The sequence below is a fragment of the Empedobacter sp. GD03861 genome (assembly GCF_029840885.1).
GTDB classification, from domain to species: Bacteria; Bacteroidota; Bacteroidia; order Flavobacteriales; family Weeksellaceae; genus Empedobacter; species Empedobacter falsenii_B.
This window is the reverse complement of the sequence record NZ_JAOCDJ010000044.1, coordinates 1-15,806: the sequence shown is the minus strand read 5'-3', so window position 1 is coordinate 15,806 and position 15,806 is coordinate 1. Positions and strand designations below refer to the sequence as shown.

The window sequence follows — 15,806 nt, the reverse complement described above, 5'->3', positions numbered from 1 at the left end:
ATCGAATGATTAGGATGTAAACCTGATTAAAAATACAAAAATATTAGGGTGATTATTACGAAAGGGCTCACCTCTTCCCATTCCGAACAGAGAAGTTAAGCCTTTCAGTGCCGATGGTACTGCTATTGCGGGAGAGTAGGTCATTGCCAGTTTTTATTTAAAGCCTCAAGATTTATTTCTTGAGGTTTTTTTATATTTTATACAGAAAGTATTATGATAATTTTTAATCATTCAACTAAATATTACGATTTAGTTTCATTCTTATTTTATGGATAATTAATTAAGAAGTTAAAACAAGTTTTTGAAAATTTAAAAAAAAATATAGTTCGGAATCTCACAAGATGTAACTATGTAAATCAATATTTTCTAATTTAACTTTATTTGATTAGTAATATTCTCAATTACTTTTGATAATTTCGGTCAAAGTGATAATTACCATTCAAAGAAATATGTATTTATTGATCCAATAATTGGTGAATTTTTCCTTGAAATTACGCATTGTTTGATTTTGATTAAACTTCCCAATTTGTTTTCAATGGGTATTGATTCCTGCTGTAAATTAATAGTACGTTGGTCAAAAATGCGAATCCAGCTTCTTCGTAATCCAATGCTTTGAAAATATTTCCGAAAAAGGAAAGTATAGCAAATATTAAAGCAAAAACCCATGCAGATTTTAATCCTTTGATGAGATAAGATGATGTAATCAATAAAGCGACTCCAACAAATAGAATCATCAATTTTGAAAGATGCATGAATTCGGTTGGTAAATATAATTTTTCGAAATGCAAACGTTCTGCAAGAGGAGGAGTGATGACTGAAATTATATTAATCATTCCTAATGTAAAAATCATAACAGCAGGAAAAATTCGCGCAAATAGTTTTCTTCCACGCCACATAAAACTTAAACATCCAAAACCTAAAGGCAGCCAAAATTCGAAAACGCGATATAATAAAGTTGTCGCTAAACTTTGATTGTGAGAATAACCAAATTGTGTTAAAATATACACCATCGTAAATTCTACAGCACCCAAACCTCTCAAAAATGGTGAAATAATCATTAATAAAACAGAAATCGTATAAGCCAAAGCTGCTGCATCAAAAGTGGGTTGAATACCTAACGCTAACATTGCGATGTAGACGTGTAAAATCCCAGTAATTTCGATGATTGTCGAAATTAGAATTGTGAGATTAATATTTTTTCTGTTTAAAGAAGCTTCAAAAATTGGATTGATTTCTTTCGTAATCTTTGGAAATTTATTCTCTATAATTTGATATAATTTATTTTTGGTTTTGAATGAGTTATAAATGAAATAAACCAAAATTAAAATTATGCCCAAAATAACTAATGATATCCATGAGTCATTAAAGTATTTGTTGACGTAAATACTATAAATAATGATGGGAACGCCAATGATGAAAACCGTTAATAATCCAATAAAACCATAAATAGAACTCGCTTGAATGATTTTATTTGTTTCAAATTGTTGTTTTTTGATTTGTTTGGGTAAATAAGCCAAAGAACTAATTCCGCCCGCTGGTAAAAAAACACTGATAAAATTTCGTTTGAGAAATAAATTGACAGCGTCCCAAAATTTAAGAGGTAAACCAACTGCTTTGAAATTTGTGATATACATTGCGGCTTGCAGCGAAATATAGAGAAGCGTAATTCCGAAACCGATCAATAGCCAAATAGGTTTTGCGCTTTGAATACTCGGAATAATTTGCATCATTTCTTTGCGTTCGCTTCTGAAAAATACAAATGCGAGTAATAAAATAAGTATTGCTAAAACTTGTTGCCAAGGTATTTTTACATATTTTATAGATTTTGGAAACCTCATGTTTGTATGACATTGTTTAGTTCTATTAATTTATCAAAAAATTAAATATCAAAACTTATGATTTGCTTAAAAATAACTTATATTGAAAATAAAAATAAGATATGGAGACTGGATTAAATTTACGTCAAGCTATTTTGAATGATGCAGATAGAATTTGGGAAATTTTGCAACAAGCAATTGAGAAAAGAAAAGAGGAGGGAAGTAATCAATGGCAAAATGGTTATCCAAATCTAGATGTTGTAAAAAATGATATCTCAAATGGTTTTGGTTATATAATTGAGAATGTTGATAATCTAATCATAGGATATGTTGCAATTATTGATGAGATAGAACCTGCTTATACAGCAATTGAAGGAAAATGGATGAATGATGATCCATATATTGTCATACATCGATTGGCTGTTGCACAAGATGTTAAGATAAAAGGTTTAGGAACTTGGACGATGGATGAAATTGAAAAAATAGCAATTATAAAGAAAATACAGAATATAAAAGTTGATACCAACTTTGATAATATTGGAATGTTGCGTGTTTTTGAAAAGTTAGGTTATCATTATTGTGGCGAAGTTTATTTTGATGGAAGCCCAAGAAAAGCTTTTCAGAAAATTATTCAGAATTTAACATAATTGAATATTTTAGATAGAATTTAGAAAAACTAAATAATCAAATTGATAAAAAGATTCCAAAAAAGGAATCTTTTTTTATGAATTTACATAGGGTAATTATGTTTAAAATGTAAAATTAATATTTTAACCCCTAATTTTTATAGGGTGTGATTTAAAATAAATGATTTTATTTAAAAATAATCTAATTTTGATAGGGTTAAAATTAAAAACTTATGAAAGTTGGATTAAAATGGAAAGTAGCTTTTGCAATTATAACGCTAGTTGCATTCGCTGGATTATTTTGGAAACCAGTTGTAGATATTCCAAATACAGGAGAATTTCTTAGCGAAGAAAATATTGTAAATTCAGATGTCGCCTGGATTTTAGCAGCTGCAGGATTGGTGTTATTGATGACGCCAGGTTTATCTTTTTTTTATGGTGGAATGGTGGGTAAACGAAATGTTATTTCTACCATGTTGCAAAGTTTTATTGCCTTAGGTGTGATTTCGATTTTGTGGGTTGTAGTTGGGTTTTCACTGTCTTTTGGTGATTCAATTGGTTTTACAATAAATGGAGAACATTACGGAATTATTGGTAATCCTTTAAGTTATCCATTTTTTAATCATGTCGGAGCATTTCCACACAAAGACATGGCATCTACAATTCCATTTGTTTTATTTGCATTGTTTCAAATGAAATTTGCAGTCATTACACCAGCGCTTGTAACTGGTTCTTTTGCCGAAAGAGTGCGTTTTATTTCCTATTTGTTATTTATGATTTTATTTAGTTTAATCATTTACACACCGCTTTGTCACATGGTTTGGCATCCAGAAGGTTTATTGAATAAATATTTTGGCGTAAAAGATTTTGCTGGAGGAACTGTTGTTCATATGAGTGCAGGATTTGCAGCATTAGCAGGAGCTTTGGTGATAGGTAAACGTAAGAACAGAGAACACAAACCTGCAAATATTCCATTTGTTATGCTTGGAACAGGAATGTTATGGTTCGGATGGTTTGGTTTCAATGCTGGTTCAGCTTTGGGAGCAAATGCCACAGCAGCTTTAGCTTTCGGAACAACAACAATTGCTTCTGCTTCTGGAATGATGACATGGATACTTTTTGATAGAATTAATGGTCGTAGCGTTTCTGCTATGGGAGCATGTATAGGGGCTGTAGTTGGATTAGTAGCAATCACTCCAGCTTGTGGATTTGTTACAATTCCTGAAAGTATATTTTTTGGCTTTATTACTGCTATTGTCTCAAATGTAATGGTTCATTGGAAAGTATTAAAACGAGTTGACGATACTTTAGATGTTTTTGCATGTCATGGTGTCGGAGGAATAATGGGAATGATTTTGACAGCTTTTTTTGCACATGGTGAAAATGCGAGTTTGTTACATGGCGGGGTGGATGTGTTTGCACATCATATGATTGCTTTGTTGTTTGTCTCGTTATTTACTTTTTTCGGTGCGATTGCTTTATTTTATATTACGGATAAAATGATTCACTTACGTGTGAGTGATAGAGCAGAGTTCGAAGGATTAGATTTGTCGCAACACGAGGAAAGTTTACATTAATTAAACAATGATATTATAAAAAAATCCGACTACTTTTTGTAGTCGGATTTTCAATTTATACTAATCCAGCACGCTTTAATAAAGCATCTGCTGTTGGTTTATGACCTCTAAATTCTTCGTACAATTTCATCGGTTCTACTGTTCCTCCAGATGATAAAAGTTTATAGAATTTTTGAGCTGTTTCTGGATTGAAAATTCCAGTTTCTTGGAAGAATGCAAAGGCATCTGCATCCAAAACTTCTGCCCATTTATATGAATAATAACCAGATGAATATCCACCTTGAAAAATATGAGAGAAGGATGTACTCATCATATTTTTATCAATTTCTGGATACAACTCTGTTTGTTTGAAAGTTTCTTTTTCAAATTGTTGTAAATCATTGATTTCAGCCAAATCATTCGCATGATAAGCTATATCCAATAATCCAAAACTCAATTGACGAACAGTTTGATAACCTTCCATAAAACTTGAAGAAGCTTTTACTTTTTCAATTAATTCTTGCGGAATAATTTCTCCTGTTTGATAATGTTTTGCAAATAATTTTAAAGCTTCAGGTTCGTAACAAAAGTTTTCGTAAAATTGAGAGGGTAATTCAACAAAATCCCAATAAACATTTGTTCCAGAAAGACTTTCGTACGTTGTATTTGGTAACATTCCGTGTAGCGCATGTCCAAATTCGTGGAACAATGTTGTCACTTCCTGAAATGTCAATAATGACGGCGTGTCTTTCGTTGGTTTTGTAAAATTACAAACAATCGAAATGTGCGGACGTTTGGTGTTTCCATTCACATTAGAAGCTTCTCTATAACTTGTCATCCAAGCACCAGGGCGTTTTCCTGCGCGCGGGAAAAAGTCTGCATACAATAAACTTAAGAACGCACCATTTTTATCTAGAACTTCATAAGTTGTTACTTCATCGTTGTATTTATCAATTTTATGAATTTCTTTAAATGTAATTCCATACAATTTTGTTGCGACATCAAAAGCTCCTTCAATCACATTTTCTAACTGAAAATAAGGTTTCAATTCTTCGTCAGAAAGACTGAATTTTTTCTGTTTTAATTTTTCAGCATAATACGCATGATCCCAACGTTGCAATGTATCAATCCCATCAGTTTCTTTTGCAAATGCAGTTAATTCCTCAATTTCTTTTTCCGCAAATGGTTTTGCTTTCGTTAATAAATCATTCAAGAAATCTAAAACAGTTGTTGGTTTTTTTGCCATACGTTCTTCCAAAACATAATCTGCATGCGTTTTATAACCTAATATTTTAGCACGTTCGTGACGAAGTTTTACGATATTTTTTACATTTTCTTCGTTATTAAATTCATTATTTTGATAAGCTTTTACACCATTTGCTCTAAACAATTTTTCTCTTAATTCACGGTTTTCTGCGTATTGCATAAATGGAATATAGCTTGGTGCTTGCAACGTAATCAACCAACCTTCGTGATTTTTTTGTTCAGCATCGGCTTTCGCTTGATCAATCGCATATTGAGGCAAACCTTTCAAATCATTTTCATCAGTAATAATCAATTCGTATGCATTAGTTTCTGCTAATACATTTTGACCAAATTGCAACGATAACATCGAAAGTTGTTTGTCGATTTCGCGTAATTTATTTTTGTCTTCTTCGTTTAGATTTGCACCATTTCTCGAAAAACCTTTGTATTTTTTTTCTAATAAATAAGCTTGTTCATCGGTTAAATTCAACGAATCCTTTTGATTATAAACGATTTTAATTCGTTCAAATAAATCTTGATTTAAGCGAACATCATTTCCAAATTCAGATAATAAAGGCGAAACTTCTTGCGCAATTTCTTGAATTTCATCATTCGTTTCAGCAGAATTAAGGTTGAAGAAAATAGAAGAAATTCGTCCTAATTTTTCACCAGAAAGTTCCATTGCTTCAATTGTGTTTGCAAAAGTTGGCGCTTCAGGATTCGCAGTAATTGCATCTATTTCTGCTTTTGCTTCTTCAATTGCTTGGATAAAAGCAGGTTTGTAGTCTTCATTTTTGATTTTAGAAAAAGGAGCACTTTCAAAAGGTGTTTCAAATTTTTCTAATAACGGATTTGCCATTTATAGTGTATTTTTTTAGTTAAAATATATTTGTTTGAACTCTTTCAAATTCTAATCCAAATGTAAGAAATCTGACAAATCGTCAAATTTAATGTGTGATTAATTTAGAGTTATTTACATTTGTTTTAAAGTAATCAATTATGAGTGTAGCGTTAATATTCAATCAAAAACCAACAGAAGAGTGGCAAAGAAATTTACAAGAATTGTTGCCAGATACGAAAGTTGAAGTTTATCCAAATATCTCAAATCCAGATGATGTAGAATTTATTGCAACTTGGAAACCGCACAAAAATTATGTGGCTGAATTTCCAAATCTAAAAGTTGTACAATCAGTTGGAGCAGGAATTGACCATTTGTTGCATACCAAAATTCCAGATTCAATAAAGGTAACACGTATTGTCGATCCTGCTTTGAAACAAGAAATGTTTGAACATGTTTTGGCTTGTGTTATGACTTCAATGAAAAATTTGTTGACGTATTATAAAGATCAAGTTCGTAAAGAATGGAAGCCTACTACTTATCAAAATATCAAGGAAACAACTATCACTATTTTAGGATTAGGTGAAATCGGAAAGTTAGTAGCGGAGCAATTTGTTACTTTAGGTTTTCAAGTCAAAGGTTGGTCGAATTCGCCTAAAAATATAAATGGAGTAGAATCTTTTGCTGGAAAAGAAGGCTTGAATGCTGCGATTTCTAATACTAATTTTATTGTAAATATTTTGCCTTTGACAGATGATACAGAAGGTATTTTGAACAAAGACTTTTTTGCACAATGTTCAGCTCATACAGTTTTGGTTAATGTTGGTCGTGGAGCACATTTGGTCGAAAAGGATTTATTAATTGCAATCGAAGAAAAACATATAAAAGAGGCGTATTTAGATGTTTTTGTAGAAGAACCTTTACCTGAAAATCACCCTTTTTGGACGAATGAAAATGTTTATGTAACACCTCATATTGCGAGTGTTACAAATGCAACAACAGCTCTAAAACAAGTTGCAGATAACTACAACAGAATGAAAAATAACGAGACTTTATTGAATGAAGTTTCATTAGAAAGAGGATATTAGATATACCAAAATGACGTAAGATTTTGTTAAAAAGACGCATTTATGTTTTTACTTGTCAAAAAAATCTTTTAACATTGTATTCGAAAAAATAAAAGCTAAAAATGAGTGATTATATTCAACTTTATTCAATTGATAATATTTTAAGAACTTACAAAGAAGAAGCAACTGATCGTCGGTTAGCAATCTTTGATGTAGGTCCTGAAAACAATTATTATTTTGTAAAACGAAAACCTTATAAGTTTACGTCGCTTGGGTTGATTTTAATTACTGCAGGAACATGTGAAATCACGGTGAATTTAGAACCAACATTAATTAAGCGTGATGATATTATTGTGGTTCTTCCAGGTCAGTTGTTCGAGATTATAGAGCACTCGGCTGATTTTGCTGTTCAAGCAATCTTCATTGATTCAGATTTGATTATTGAAGCTGGTTTTCACGTGAAATCCAATAACTTAGTAGAGTTTTTGTCGTCTAAATATCCTAAGATCATCTCTTTAGATAAAAAGATTGTACGTGATATGCGTTACAATCTGAACAAGATTAGTAAATACACCATCAAGAACGAAAATATCTTTGCAAAAGATTTGGTTTTACATCACTTTTCAGTTATGATGTATGAGATGGGAAATTACTACAACCAAGCTGTAACGGCAAAAAGTACAACGAAAGAAGTCAGAAAAGAAGAATTGGCTAAGCAGTTTTTATATTTAGTTTCAACACATTTTCGTCGTCAGCGCAATGTACAGTTTTATGCAGATGAAATGTTTATTAGTCGTAAGCATTTAACCAAAATCATCGTCGAAGTCTTTAATAAATCACCCAAACAAATCATTTCCGAAGCCATTGTCTTAGAAGCTAAAGTCTTACTAAAGAACCCAAAATATAGTGTTTCTGATGTTGTGACAGAATTAAATTTTATAGACACTTCCGTTTTTAGTAAATTTTTCAAAAATTATGCAGGTGTTTCGCCAACAACTTTTATCGCTTCTAACTAATAATTGATGTAAATCAATGCAAATGTGAAAATTTTCTAAAAACGTCTTTTTGACATATTATTACGTTTATTTCGCTAACTAATTTGTTAAAATGGATAGACCTTTGTTGCTCAAATTTTAATTGATGCGTCTTTTAGTAGATAATCGATACATGAAATTTGAATGAAAAGAATTTTATGGTGGTAGATTTTACAAAAAAAATATTTGCACATATTTCAGCAATCGGTGGTTATGTGCCAGAAAATAAACGAACTAATTTCGATTTAGAAAAGATTACAGACACTTCTGATGAATGGATTATAAAAAGAACGGGAATTAAAGAACGTCGTATTTTAGAGGAAGGTTTAGCGACTTCTGATATGGCGGTTAGTGCAATTCAGAATTTAATTGATACATATAAAAAAGACATCAAAGATGTTGATGCGTTGATTGTTGCAACTTCTACACCAGATATGTTGATGCCTGCTACTGCGAATATTGTGTGCGAGAAGTTAGGAATAGAGAATGTTTGGGCATTTGATATGAATGCAGCTTGTTCTGGATTTTTATATGCGTTAGACATGGGCGCTTCGTTGGTTGAAAGCAAACGTTATAAAAATGTTTTGGTCATTGGAGCTGATAAAATCAGTGCGTATGTAGACATCAAAGATCGTTCGACAAATATTTTGTTTGGAGACGGAGCTGGAGTAGTTTGGTTAGAGCCTACAAACGAAGAAGGAATTTTAGATGCTTTGTTACAGAGTAATGGAACTGGAAAAGAATTCTTGAATATAGAAGGAGGTGGTTCTTTGTATCCAGCGAGTTCACAGTTGTTGGTTGATGAAAAACGTTACATTAGACAAGATGGGAAAATTGTATTCAAAAATGCAATTCAATCGATGAGTGATACGTGTGTCAATGTTTTGAAACGCAACGATTTTTCTGTAGAAGATGTAAATTGGTTGGTTCCGCATCAAGCAAATAAACGAATTATTGACGCTGTTGGTAATGAAATTAATATTGAAGAAGGTAAAACTTTAATCAATATTGAGAATTACGGAAACACAATTGCAGCGACAATTCCGTTGTGTATTTGGGAAAATACATCAAAATTAAAGAAAGGAGATTTATTGATGTTGACAGCCTTTGGTGCAGGTTTCTCTTGGGGAGCAAGCTTATTGCGTTGGACAATTTAATCAATAAAAATCATATATTTTTGTTCATAAAGAACGGCAAGAATTTGTCGTTCTTTTTTTATTGTAAACCATTAAATTCTTCACCACACTTCTTGCATTTGAACACGTTTTTGTAGTAAATAGGGTAGACCCAAAATATGATAGAAGATAATAAAGAAAGTAAGCCTTTTCCACCTTTCATTGACTTGTAATTGCTGTAATACTCATTGCTTCCACATTTTGGACAAACAAGAATTTCATCCAAATCATTGGTGTAATTTGAAGCATCAATTTCTTCTAAAACTTTCATGGCACGATCAGTATCTTCTTTCTTAATTTTTACTTTCACACCACCAATAGCATTCGACAAAAACTGATTAATCCCAACCGAATGTTCATCAAAAACAAAAGCATCAATCTGTTCACTCTCTAATTTCGAACGTAAAATATGTGCTTCAATAGGGCTTTCAAATGTTTTTAATGTAATAAGTTCCATGCTAATTGTGTTAAATATTCAATTCAATATCCGATATAAAATTAGTTCTTTTTATCTTAATGTCTTAAATTTTTTAGTAGATGAAAAATGTAATTCAATGTTTATTTTTAATTGTATTGATGATGAATACGACAAATGCGCAAAACCTAAAACAAGTTGCTTATAAAGATGGTTCGCAAAAATTGAACGGTTTAGTAACTGATAACACAACAAAGAAAAGTCCAGGAGTTTTGATTTTACCGGCTTGGAAAGGAGCTGATAACGAAGCAAAACAAGCTGCAATAGATTTAGCAAAAGAAGGCTATATTGCGTTTGTTGCAGATATTTATGGAGAAGGAAACAATCCGAAAGATAATGCGGAAGCGGCTAAAGCAGCAGGAAAATACAAGTCTGATTATGCAGCTTATCAAAAAAGAATTGATTTAGCGTTGAAAGAGTTAATCAAAGCTGGTGCAGATCCAAGTAAAATTGCTGTAATTGGTTATTGTTTTGGAGGAACAGGCGCATTAGAAGCTGCTCGTGCGCAATTAGCTGTTGTGGGCGTTGTTTCTATTCATGGTGGATTAGCAAAAGATGCTGTTCGAAAAAATATTCCTCTTAAAACAAAAGTTTTGATTGAACATCCTGCTGAAGATGAATCTGTAAAACCCGAAGATATTTCGAATTTAGTAATTGAAATGAACGAAGGAAAAACAGATTGGCAAATGATAACTTACGCAAATTCAAAACATACATTTACCAATCCAGAATCACCTGATTACAATAAAGTAATGGCAGATAGAGCTTGGCAACATACATTATTGTTTTTGAAAGAAGTATTGAAATAAAACCGTCAATTCTAGTGAAATTCTTTTTAGAATTTTGTATCGAGAATAAGGTTTTAGAAGATAAAATTTATCTTAATTCTCGATACAATTTTAATAAAAACTGTAACAGTTAAATCTACTGAATAAACAATTGTATCATTTCATACCAAAAAGCAGCTGTAAAAAAGCCTACAATAATACTGATTCCAATAATCAAATTGGTTAGTTTGGTGTTGAGTTTAAATTGTTCCGCAATAATACTCGATGTTACTAATGTAGGCATTGCAGCTTCAAAAATAGAGATTTTAGCCACATCACCTTTTATTCCAATTACGATGGCTAAAAGCATTACAACTGCAGGCGCAATCATTAATTTGTAAACCATAGACATCGAAATTTGAGACCATAATTTTCTCCAACCATTAAACTTTAATTGCAATCCAACCGAAAATAAAGCCAATGGACCTACGGTTGCAGCTAATTTGTCGAAGAAAGGTTCGGCAGGAGATAAGTCGATAAATTGAGATAAAATCAATGCACTAATACAACCTAAAAATGGGGGGAAAGTAAATAATCGTTTCAAGATAAATTTAGAATCTATTGCTCCAGATCCATTGCTTCCTCCTTTTAATGCAGAAACAATTCCGATGGTTGATAAGCACAAAAACATGGTTTGATCACAAATAATCGCGATACTCAAATACTTTTCTCCATAAAATGCTGAGATCAAAGGGAAGCCAATAAAAGATGTATTGCTATAGCCGCTTGCCAATTCCAATGTTCTTCTCGAACGCTCCGAATAGCCTTTTGCTTTGCTGTAGAATTTCATGTAAAACAAACTTCCAACGGCAATAATGACAGTAGAAAAGATAGGAAATAACATTTCTTGCGACCATTCTACTTTTGGTAAATACTTAAACGAGACTGCTGGTAAAGCCAAATATAAGATCCACGTATTGATCCCTTTATGAGCATCAGGATGTATAGATTTTGTTGCTTTAAACACCATTCCGGCGATTATACAGACTGCGATTAATATAAAGTTTACCATTTTTAGATATTTGGAATGCAAAGTTACAATCCCATTTTTTTTTACCCTTAAGATATCACTTTTTATTCAATGCTTATTTTTTATAAAATGGCAAGATTAGATATATTTAATTTATTATTATTGAAAATCACTTTTGAATAACAATTTTCATTTTCCAAAATAGCTGTAAATGGAGTAGGAGTTATTGTATCAGTTGTAGGAAACCAAGTTGTTTTGATAAAATAATTTGGTAATAATATTTTCCCCTCATCTGAGCCGTTTGTGCCAAATCTTTCAAAATCTCTTTTCCAGAATTTAGATGTTGTTTTCTCTTCTAATAATTGATTGGTAGCCTCAATATCAGTTGTAGGTAAGCCAATTTCAGAAATTCCTAAAATAGAATGTTGATCAAATTCTGCATCGTTCTCATAAGCTAAATTATAATGTGTAATCATCTCAGCAAGATTTCTAGCTCCATCATAGAAATAAAAAGATTGTGCATTCCAATTTTCGAACTTTGCAATGTATTGATCAGCATCGGTGTTTAGGATTTTAGTTTTATTTTGTATCCAATCAAATGCCTTTTCGAATTGATTTTTACAAACTAAAAAACTGAAATGATAAATATGTTCTTCGTTCGATTTTATAAAAGTTAATCTTGTCCAACCAACTTGTAAACTAAACTGATTTTCGGTTTCTTCAATTAAATCAAAAGCTAAAATAGTTGTATAAAATGATTTTGTTTTTTCTAGCTCATTTGTAAACAATTGTAATTCTCTTATTTTCATTCTGCGATTTTTTATAAAATTAAATCAACAAAAAAGAAGAAAATAACAAGTTGAATTGATTTAATTAATTGCGTTATAAGAAAACTGTTTAATCTACTTCATACTCCAATAAGGCGAGATATGGATTACCTTTTAACTCAAGAACTTTTGCAAAAGCAGGTTCAGTTTTGTACCCATTCTTTTTAAGTTCGATGATTTTGTTTTTGAATGGTTCGTCAAATTTTTCAAGTAGTTTCGCCTCAATGAGCATATGTCGATAGGCATTTTGTTCGGTTGGAATCTTATTCTCTAAATAAATCTCAATTTCAAACGTATCAATTCTAAAATTACACGTCAAACAAGTTTCGTTATTGTTTGTTAATTGATTGATTTTAAATTCAAAATAATGAGAAAAATTCTCGGTTAAATGATTTGTAGCGTTTTCAAAATTAGATGTTTCACCAATAATATCAATGTCACTATTTTCAATATTGATTTCAATGGGAATTGTACCTACGACAATAGGTTTGTATGTGTCAAGTTTTTCTAAAATTTGATGATTGCGCAACAAATGAAACACATTGTGTTGTATTTCATTTCCGTGTTCTAAATAATCAATGGTAAGAAAATTTTGCATCATTTTATTCTCATCATAGTTACCAAAGAAGTAGCAGCATGCGTTTCTTTGTTCGTTGTTTCGTCAACTACAAAAATCTCTGTGCGTATGGTACTAATTTTTTTTCCGCCTTTTATGACATAGGCTTTTGATAGTAAATAATCACCCAAAGCAGGTCGTAAATAATTCACCTTTAACTCAACTGTTACCACGTAACAATCGTCGTCATAGTGAGAAACAGCAGCATAACCAGATGAAACATCAACCAAAGAAGCAATCATAGCACCATTAAACATTCCGTGCTTACGTGTCATCATTTCTTGTTTCGGAATCTTAATCGAAACATAGTCCGTTTCGCATTCGATAAGTGATGCGTTATAAAATTTTAAGGTTTCCGAACGATTAAAACTTGCTTCTACTAATTCTCTTTTTTCTGGCGTCATATAAAATTGCTTTCAACAAATATAGAGATTTGTCGAAAGCAATTTCAGTTATGCAGTTACGTTATTCAAGTTTTCTTCTTTGATAATTGTATTTTGATGCGACAAAATTACTTTATCCAAACCGCGATAATAATTCCCTTTGTCGACGGTAATCAATAAATTATTTTTCGGAATTTTATTGATAATCTTATTGTTCGGGAAATGTTGTTTCGAGTTTTTGAAGGTAATAAATACATCATCTTCAGTTAGATTTTTGACATCTTCTTCCGAAATAATATCAATCAATTCATAAGGTAAATAAAGTTGATCGAAGATATAATGAAACGTTTTAAGGCGTTTTCCGTTCAATTCTTTGCTATGTTGCAAAAAGTTTCTCAATCTATGTACAACAGCGTAGAAATTACCTACCAAAGGCGGTTTGGGAATATTACGCTCGAACAAGCAACCATCAATCAAACTAAGCGGAAGTTTGATATTCAATTCATCTGTTTTTACATTGTATAGATGGCGATAATCCAAACCTCTTTTCTTGAATTCTTCAATAATATGATCTTTTAGCGCAGGAACTTTAATAGGCAATTGTTGATTGATAAAATCGACCAATTTTTCATCTGATATAGGAGCTAAATTAAGCTCAGAAATGTTTTGTGACATACAATAAATAGTTAAAATAAAACAATTATTGTATTTCGATAATAGGGGATTTTTCGTTGTTTTTGGATGAACTCCCGTATTGTTTTACCACCGTGGAGACTCCTCTCGGTTGGTATCGTTTTCTACGATTCGAAATACGATGTAAAACTACATAAAAAATTGAATATATAGTAATCTATTCTGGTAATTTTATTTTTAAACGATTATTTAGAATAATATTCTAAATAGGGTTTTGTTTCGAGAATAAAGTTTTGAATAATTGCTTGATCTGTTTTTTTATATTCTACCACATAGATATATAGTAATACTAGTTCACTTATTCATTTTTCAATTTATCTCTATTCCTCAACATTGTTAAACCTATGTCTCTATGTGGTTATAATTTTTATGTTCTGAATTAGATGTGACCCTGAAACGAGTTCAGGGTGACAGAAGATGTTTCGACAAGCTCAACATGACAGTAAATGTCATTCTGAATGGAGCTTTAGCGAAATGAAGAATCTAATCCTTCTCAACAGAATACATTTCGAATTCGCTATTATAAATAGAGATTTAGAAAATTTTACAAATAATTAAGATAATTTTAATTGTTTGCCGAAAATTATTTTATACATTTGACTAACAAAGTAATTAAAAAATGAAGTTTACGTGCTTATATATGTCGATTCGCAAACAGGTTTGGAATATCCAGACGTGGGAAAGTCATGTATACTAAAAAGAGATTTTATTTTTTAATATATTTTATGTTTCCCCGTCGAGTTTCGATGGGGATTTTTTTTTGAACAAAAACAACAATTACCCATATAAAATTAAAAACAATGCAAAGTTTACAACAATTAACAATCCCAGTTTGGCCCTTAGAGGACAACACAATCTTAAACAATGTTTCGGTAACATTTCAACTTTTTGGACTTCCATTAGGAACTGCTCCAGTCATTTTGATTAACCATTCCTTACACGGAGATTCAGATTGTACCTATCATTGGGATGGGGTCATGGGAAAAAACAAAGCAATTGATCTTAATGAGTATACGGTAATCTGTATAGATATTCCTGGAAATGGCGTTTCCCAAACCATAAAGTACGACTATATTCCACGCGATCACATTACAGCACGCGATGTAGCGGTGTTGTTTTGGTTGACGTTATTTGAATTGGAAGTAGACGAGATTTTTGCTATTATTGGTGCAGACTTAGGTGGAGGATTAGCGTGGGAAATGGCTTGTTTGTTCCCAAATAAGGTGCTGAATATTATTCCGATAGCAGCAAGTCCTAAAACTACAGATTGGTTGGTAAAAGAGCCAACAGCTAAAACGAATACCTGAAATCTATTTTCTATTCGATAGATATATCACGCAATAGAGGCGATATATTGCAAGTTTCGCAATACATCAAATCGAAGATACATGTGATTTATGTGAAGGACGGAAATTTGTTCAACAAAGCAGAATTAAAACGTTATTACGCCAAACTGCAAGAGTTTAACAAACATGTGCAGTTCCACGAAATAGAACAAATAGAAGATAACGAATTACTAAAAGCAAACATCGATAAGGTTGAAAAAATAGTAGATGGTATCCTCGAAAAAGAATATATAAATAACGTTGCATAAAAACTAAAGCTCCTGCAAGGGAGCTTTTTGTGTTTGTGGTATAGGTGTATTTTGTCTGAAATA

Annotated in this window: 16 protein-coding genes, 1 rRNA gene and 1 riboswitch; of the genes, 9 read left to right on the top strand and 8 right to left on the bottom strand. The window is 31.6% G+C overall.

Annotation, left to right across the window (positions count from 1 at the left end; translation table 11 throughout):
* Positions 1-44 precede the first annotated feature (44 nt).
* Positions 45-152 (top strand): 5S ribosomal RNA (gene rrf, locus N5D03_RS13360).
* Positions 153-512: 360 nt separating this feature from the next.
* Here rrf and N5D03_RS13355 read toward each other — a convergent pair.
* Positions 513-1,838 (bottom strand): flippase-like domain-containing protein, encoded by a 1,326-nt coding sequence (locus tag N5D03_RS13355; protein WP_280051942.1) that lies wholly within the window; start codon positions 1,836-1,838, stop codon positions 513-515.
* A 101-nt stretch (positions 1,839-1,939) separates the two neighbouring features.
* On the opposite strand from N5D03_RS13355, the gene N5D03_RS13350 reads away from it, so the two are divergent.
* Together N5D03_RS13350 and N5D03_RS13345 are read left to right on the top strand one after the other, a co-directional pair.
* Positions 1,940-2,464 carry a GNAT family N-acetyltransferase gene (locus tag N5D03_RS13350; protein WP_115001191.1) on the top strand — a complete coding sequence of 175 codons (525 nt, stop codon included), beginning with the start codon at positions 1,940-1,942 and terminating at the stop codon, positions 2,462-2,464.
* A 212-nt stretch (positions 2,465-2,676) separates the two neighbouring features.
* The gene (locus N5D03_RS13345; RefSeq protein WP_280051940.1) at positions 2,677-4,020 is read left to right on the top strand and encodes an ammonium transporter; all 1,344 of its coding nucleotides are present in this window, start codon (positions 2,677-2,679) and stop codon (positions 4,018-4,020) included.
* A 55-nt stretch (positions 4,021-4,075) separates the two neighbouring features.
* Here N5D03_RS13345 and N5D03_RS13340 read toward each other — a convergent pair whose 3' ends face one another.
* Positions 4,076-6,103: a M3 family metallopeptidase gene (locus tag N5D03_RS13340; RefSeq protein WP_280051938.1), complete on the bottom strand. Its 2,028-nt coding sequence runs from the start codon at positions 6,101-6,103 to the stop codon at positions 4,076-4,078.
* A 140-nt stretch (positions 6,104-6,243) separates the two neighbouring features.
* Between N5D03_RS13340 and N5D03_RS13335 the strand changes: the two genes are divergently transcribed.
* The 3 genes from N5D03_RS13335 (at position 6,244) to N5D03_RS13325 (ending at position 9,340) form a co-directional block, all read left to right on the top strand.
* Entirely contained in the window at positions 6,244-7,170 is a 927-nt protein-coding gene (locus N5D03_RS13335) for a glyoxylate/hydroxypyruvate reductase A (RefSeq protein WP_280051937.1), read from the top strand.
* A gap of 101 nt (positions 7,171-7,271) precedes the next feature.
* Positions 7,272-8,165 (top strand): AraC family transcriptional regulator, encoded by an 894-nt coding sequence (locus tag N5D03_RS13330; protein WP_280051935.1) that lies wholly within the window; start codon positions 7,272-7,274, stop codon positions 8,163-8,165.
* Between the two features lie 176 nt (positions 8,166-8,341).
* Positions 8,342-9,340, top strand: a complete 999-nt coding sequence (locus tag N5D03_RS13325; protein ID WP_280050334.1) for a ketoacyl-ACP synthase III — start codon at positions 8,342-8,344, stop codon at positions 9,338-9,340.
* 58 nt (positions 9,341-9,398) lie between these two features.
* Here the strand turns inward: N5D03_RS13325 and N5D03_RS13320 are convergent, their stop codons facing one another.
* Positions 9,399-9,815 (bottom strand): DUF2007 domain-containing protein, encoded by a 417-nt coding sequence (locus tag N5D03_RS13320; protein ID WP_219035217.1) that lies wholly within the window; start codon positions 9,813-9,815, stop codon positions 9,399-9,401.
* 80 nt (positions 9,816-9,895) lie between these two features.
* On the opposite strand from N5D03_RS13320, the gene N5D03_RS13315 reads away from it, so the two are divergent.
* Positions 9,896-10,642, top strand: a complete 747-nt coding sequence (locus N5D03_RS13315; protein ID WP_221410155.1) for a dienelactone hydrolase family protein — start codon at positions 9,896-9,898, stop codon at positions 10,640-10,642.
* Between the two features lie 115 nt (positions 10,643-10,757).
* Here the strand turns inward: N5D03_RS13315 and N5D03_RS13310 are convergent, their stop codons facing one another.
* From N5D03_RS13310 to N5D03_RS13290, 5 genes are all read right to left on the bottom strand, one after another.
* The gene (locus tag N5D03_RS13310; protein ID WP_038337191.1) at positions 10,758-11,672 is read right to left on the bottom strand and encodes an AEC family transporter; all 915 of its coding nucleotides are present in this window, start codon (positions 11,670-11,672) and stop codon (positions 10,758-10,760) included.
* An 80-nt stretch (positions 11,673-11,752) separates the two neighbouring features.
* A complete protein-coding gene (locus N5D03_RS13305; RefSeq protein WP_280051933.1) occupies positions 11,753-12,439 on the bottom strand; it encodes a VOC family protein in 687 nt (228 codons plus the stop codon).
* Positions 12,440-12,527: 88 nt separating this feature from the next.
* Positions 12,528-13,055, bottom strand: coding sequence for a DUF4269 domain-containing protein (locus N5D03_RS13300; protein ID WP_280051932.1), 528 nt, complete (start codon positions 13,053-13,055; stop codon positions 12,528-12,530).
* Entirely contained in the window at positions 13,055-13,477 is a 423-nt protein-coding gene (locus tag N5D03_RS13295; protein WP_038337190.1) for a PaaI family thioesterase, read from the bottom strand. The genes N5D03_RS13300 and N5D03_RS13295 overlap by 1 nt, the downstream gene beginning before the upstream one ends.
* Before the next feature lie 48 nt (positions 13,478-13,525).
* Positions 13,526-14,131, bottom strand: coding sequence for a hypothetical protein (locus N5D03_RS13290; protein ID WP_125350460.1), 606 nt, complete (start codon positions 14,129-14,131; stop codon positions 13,526-13,528).
* A gap of 48 nt (positions 14,132-14,179) precedes the next feature.
* A riboswitch (SAM-I-IV-variant riboswitch) is annotated at positions 14,180-14,274 on the bottom strand.
* 675 nt (positions 14,275-14,949) lie between these two features.
* On the opposite strand from N5D03_RS13290, the gene N5D03_RS13285 reads away from it, so the two are divergent.
* Both N5D03_RS13285 and N5D03_RS13280 read left to right on the top strand, forming a co-directional pair.
* Entirely contained in the window at positions 14,950-15,456 is a 507-nt protein-coding gene (locus N5D03_RS13285; RefSeq protein ID WP_280051930.1) for an alpha/beta fold hydrolase, read from the top strand.
* A 47-nt stretch (positions 15,457-15,503) separates the two neighbouring features.
* A complete protein-coding gene (locus N5D03_RS13280; protein WP_280051928.1) occupies positions 15,504-15,743 on the top strand; it encodes a hypothetical protein in 240 nt (79 codons plus the stop codon).
* Positions 15,744-15,806: the final 63 nt, after the last annotated feature.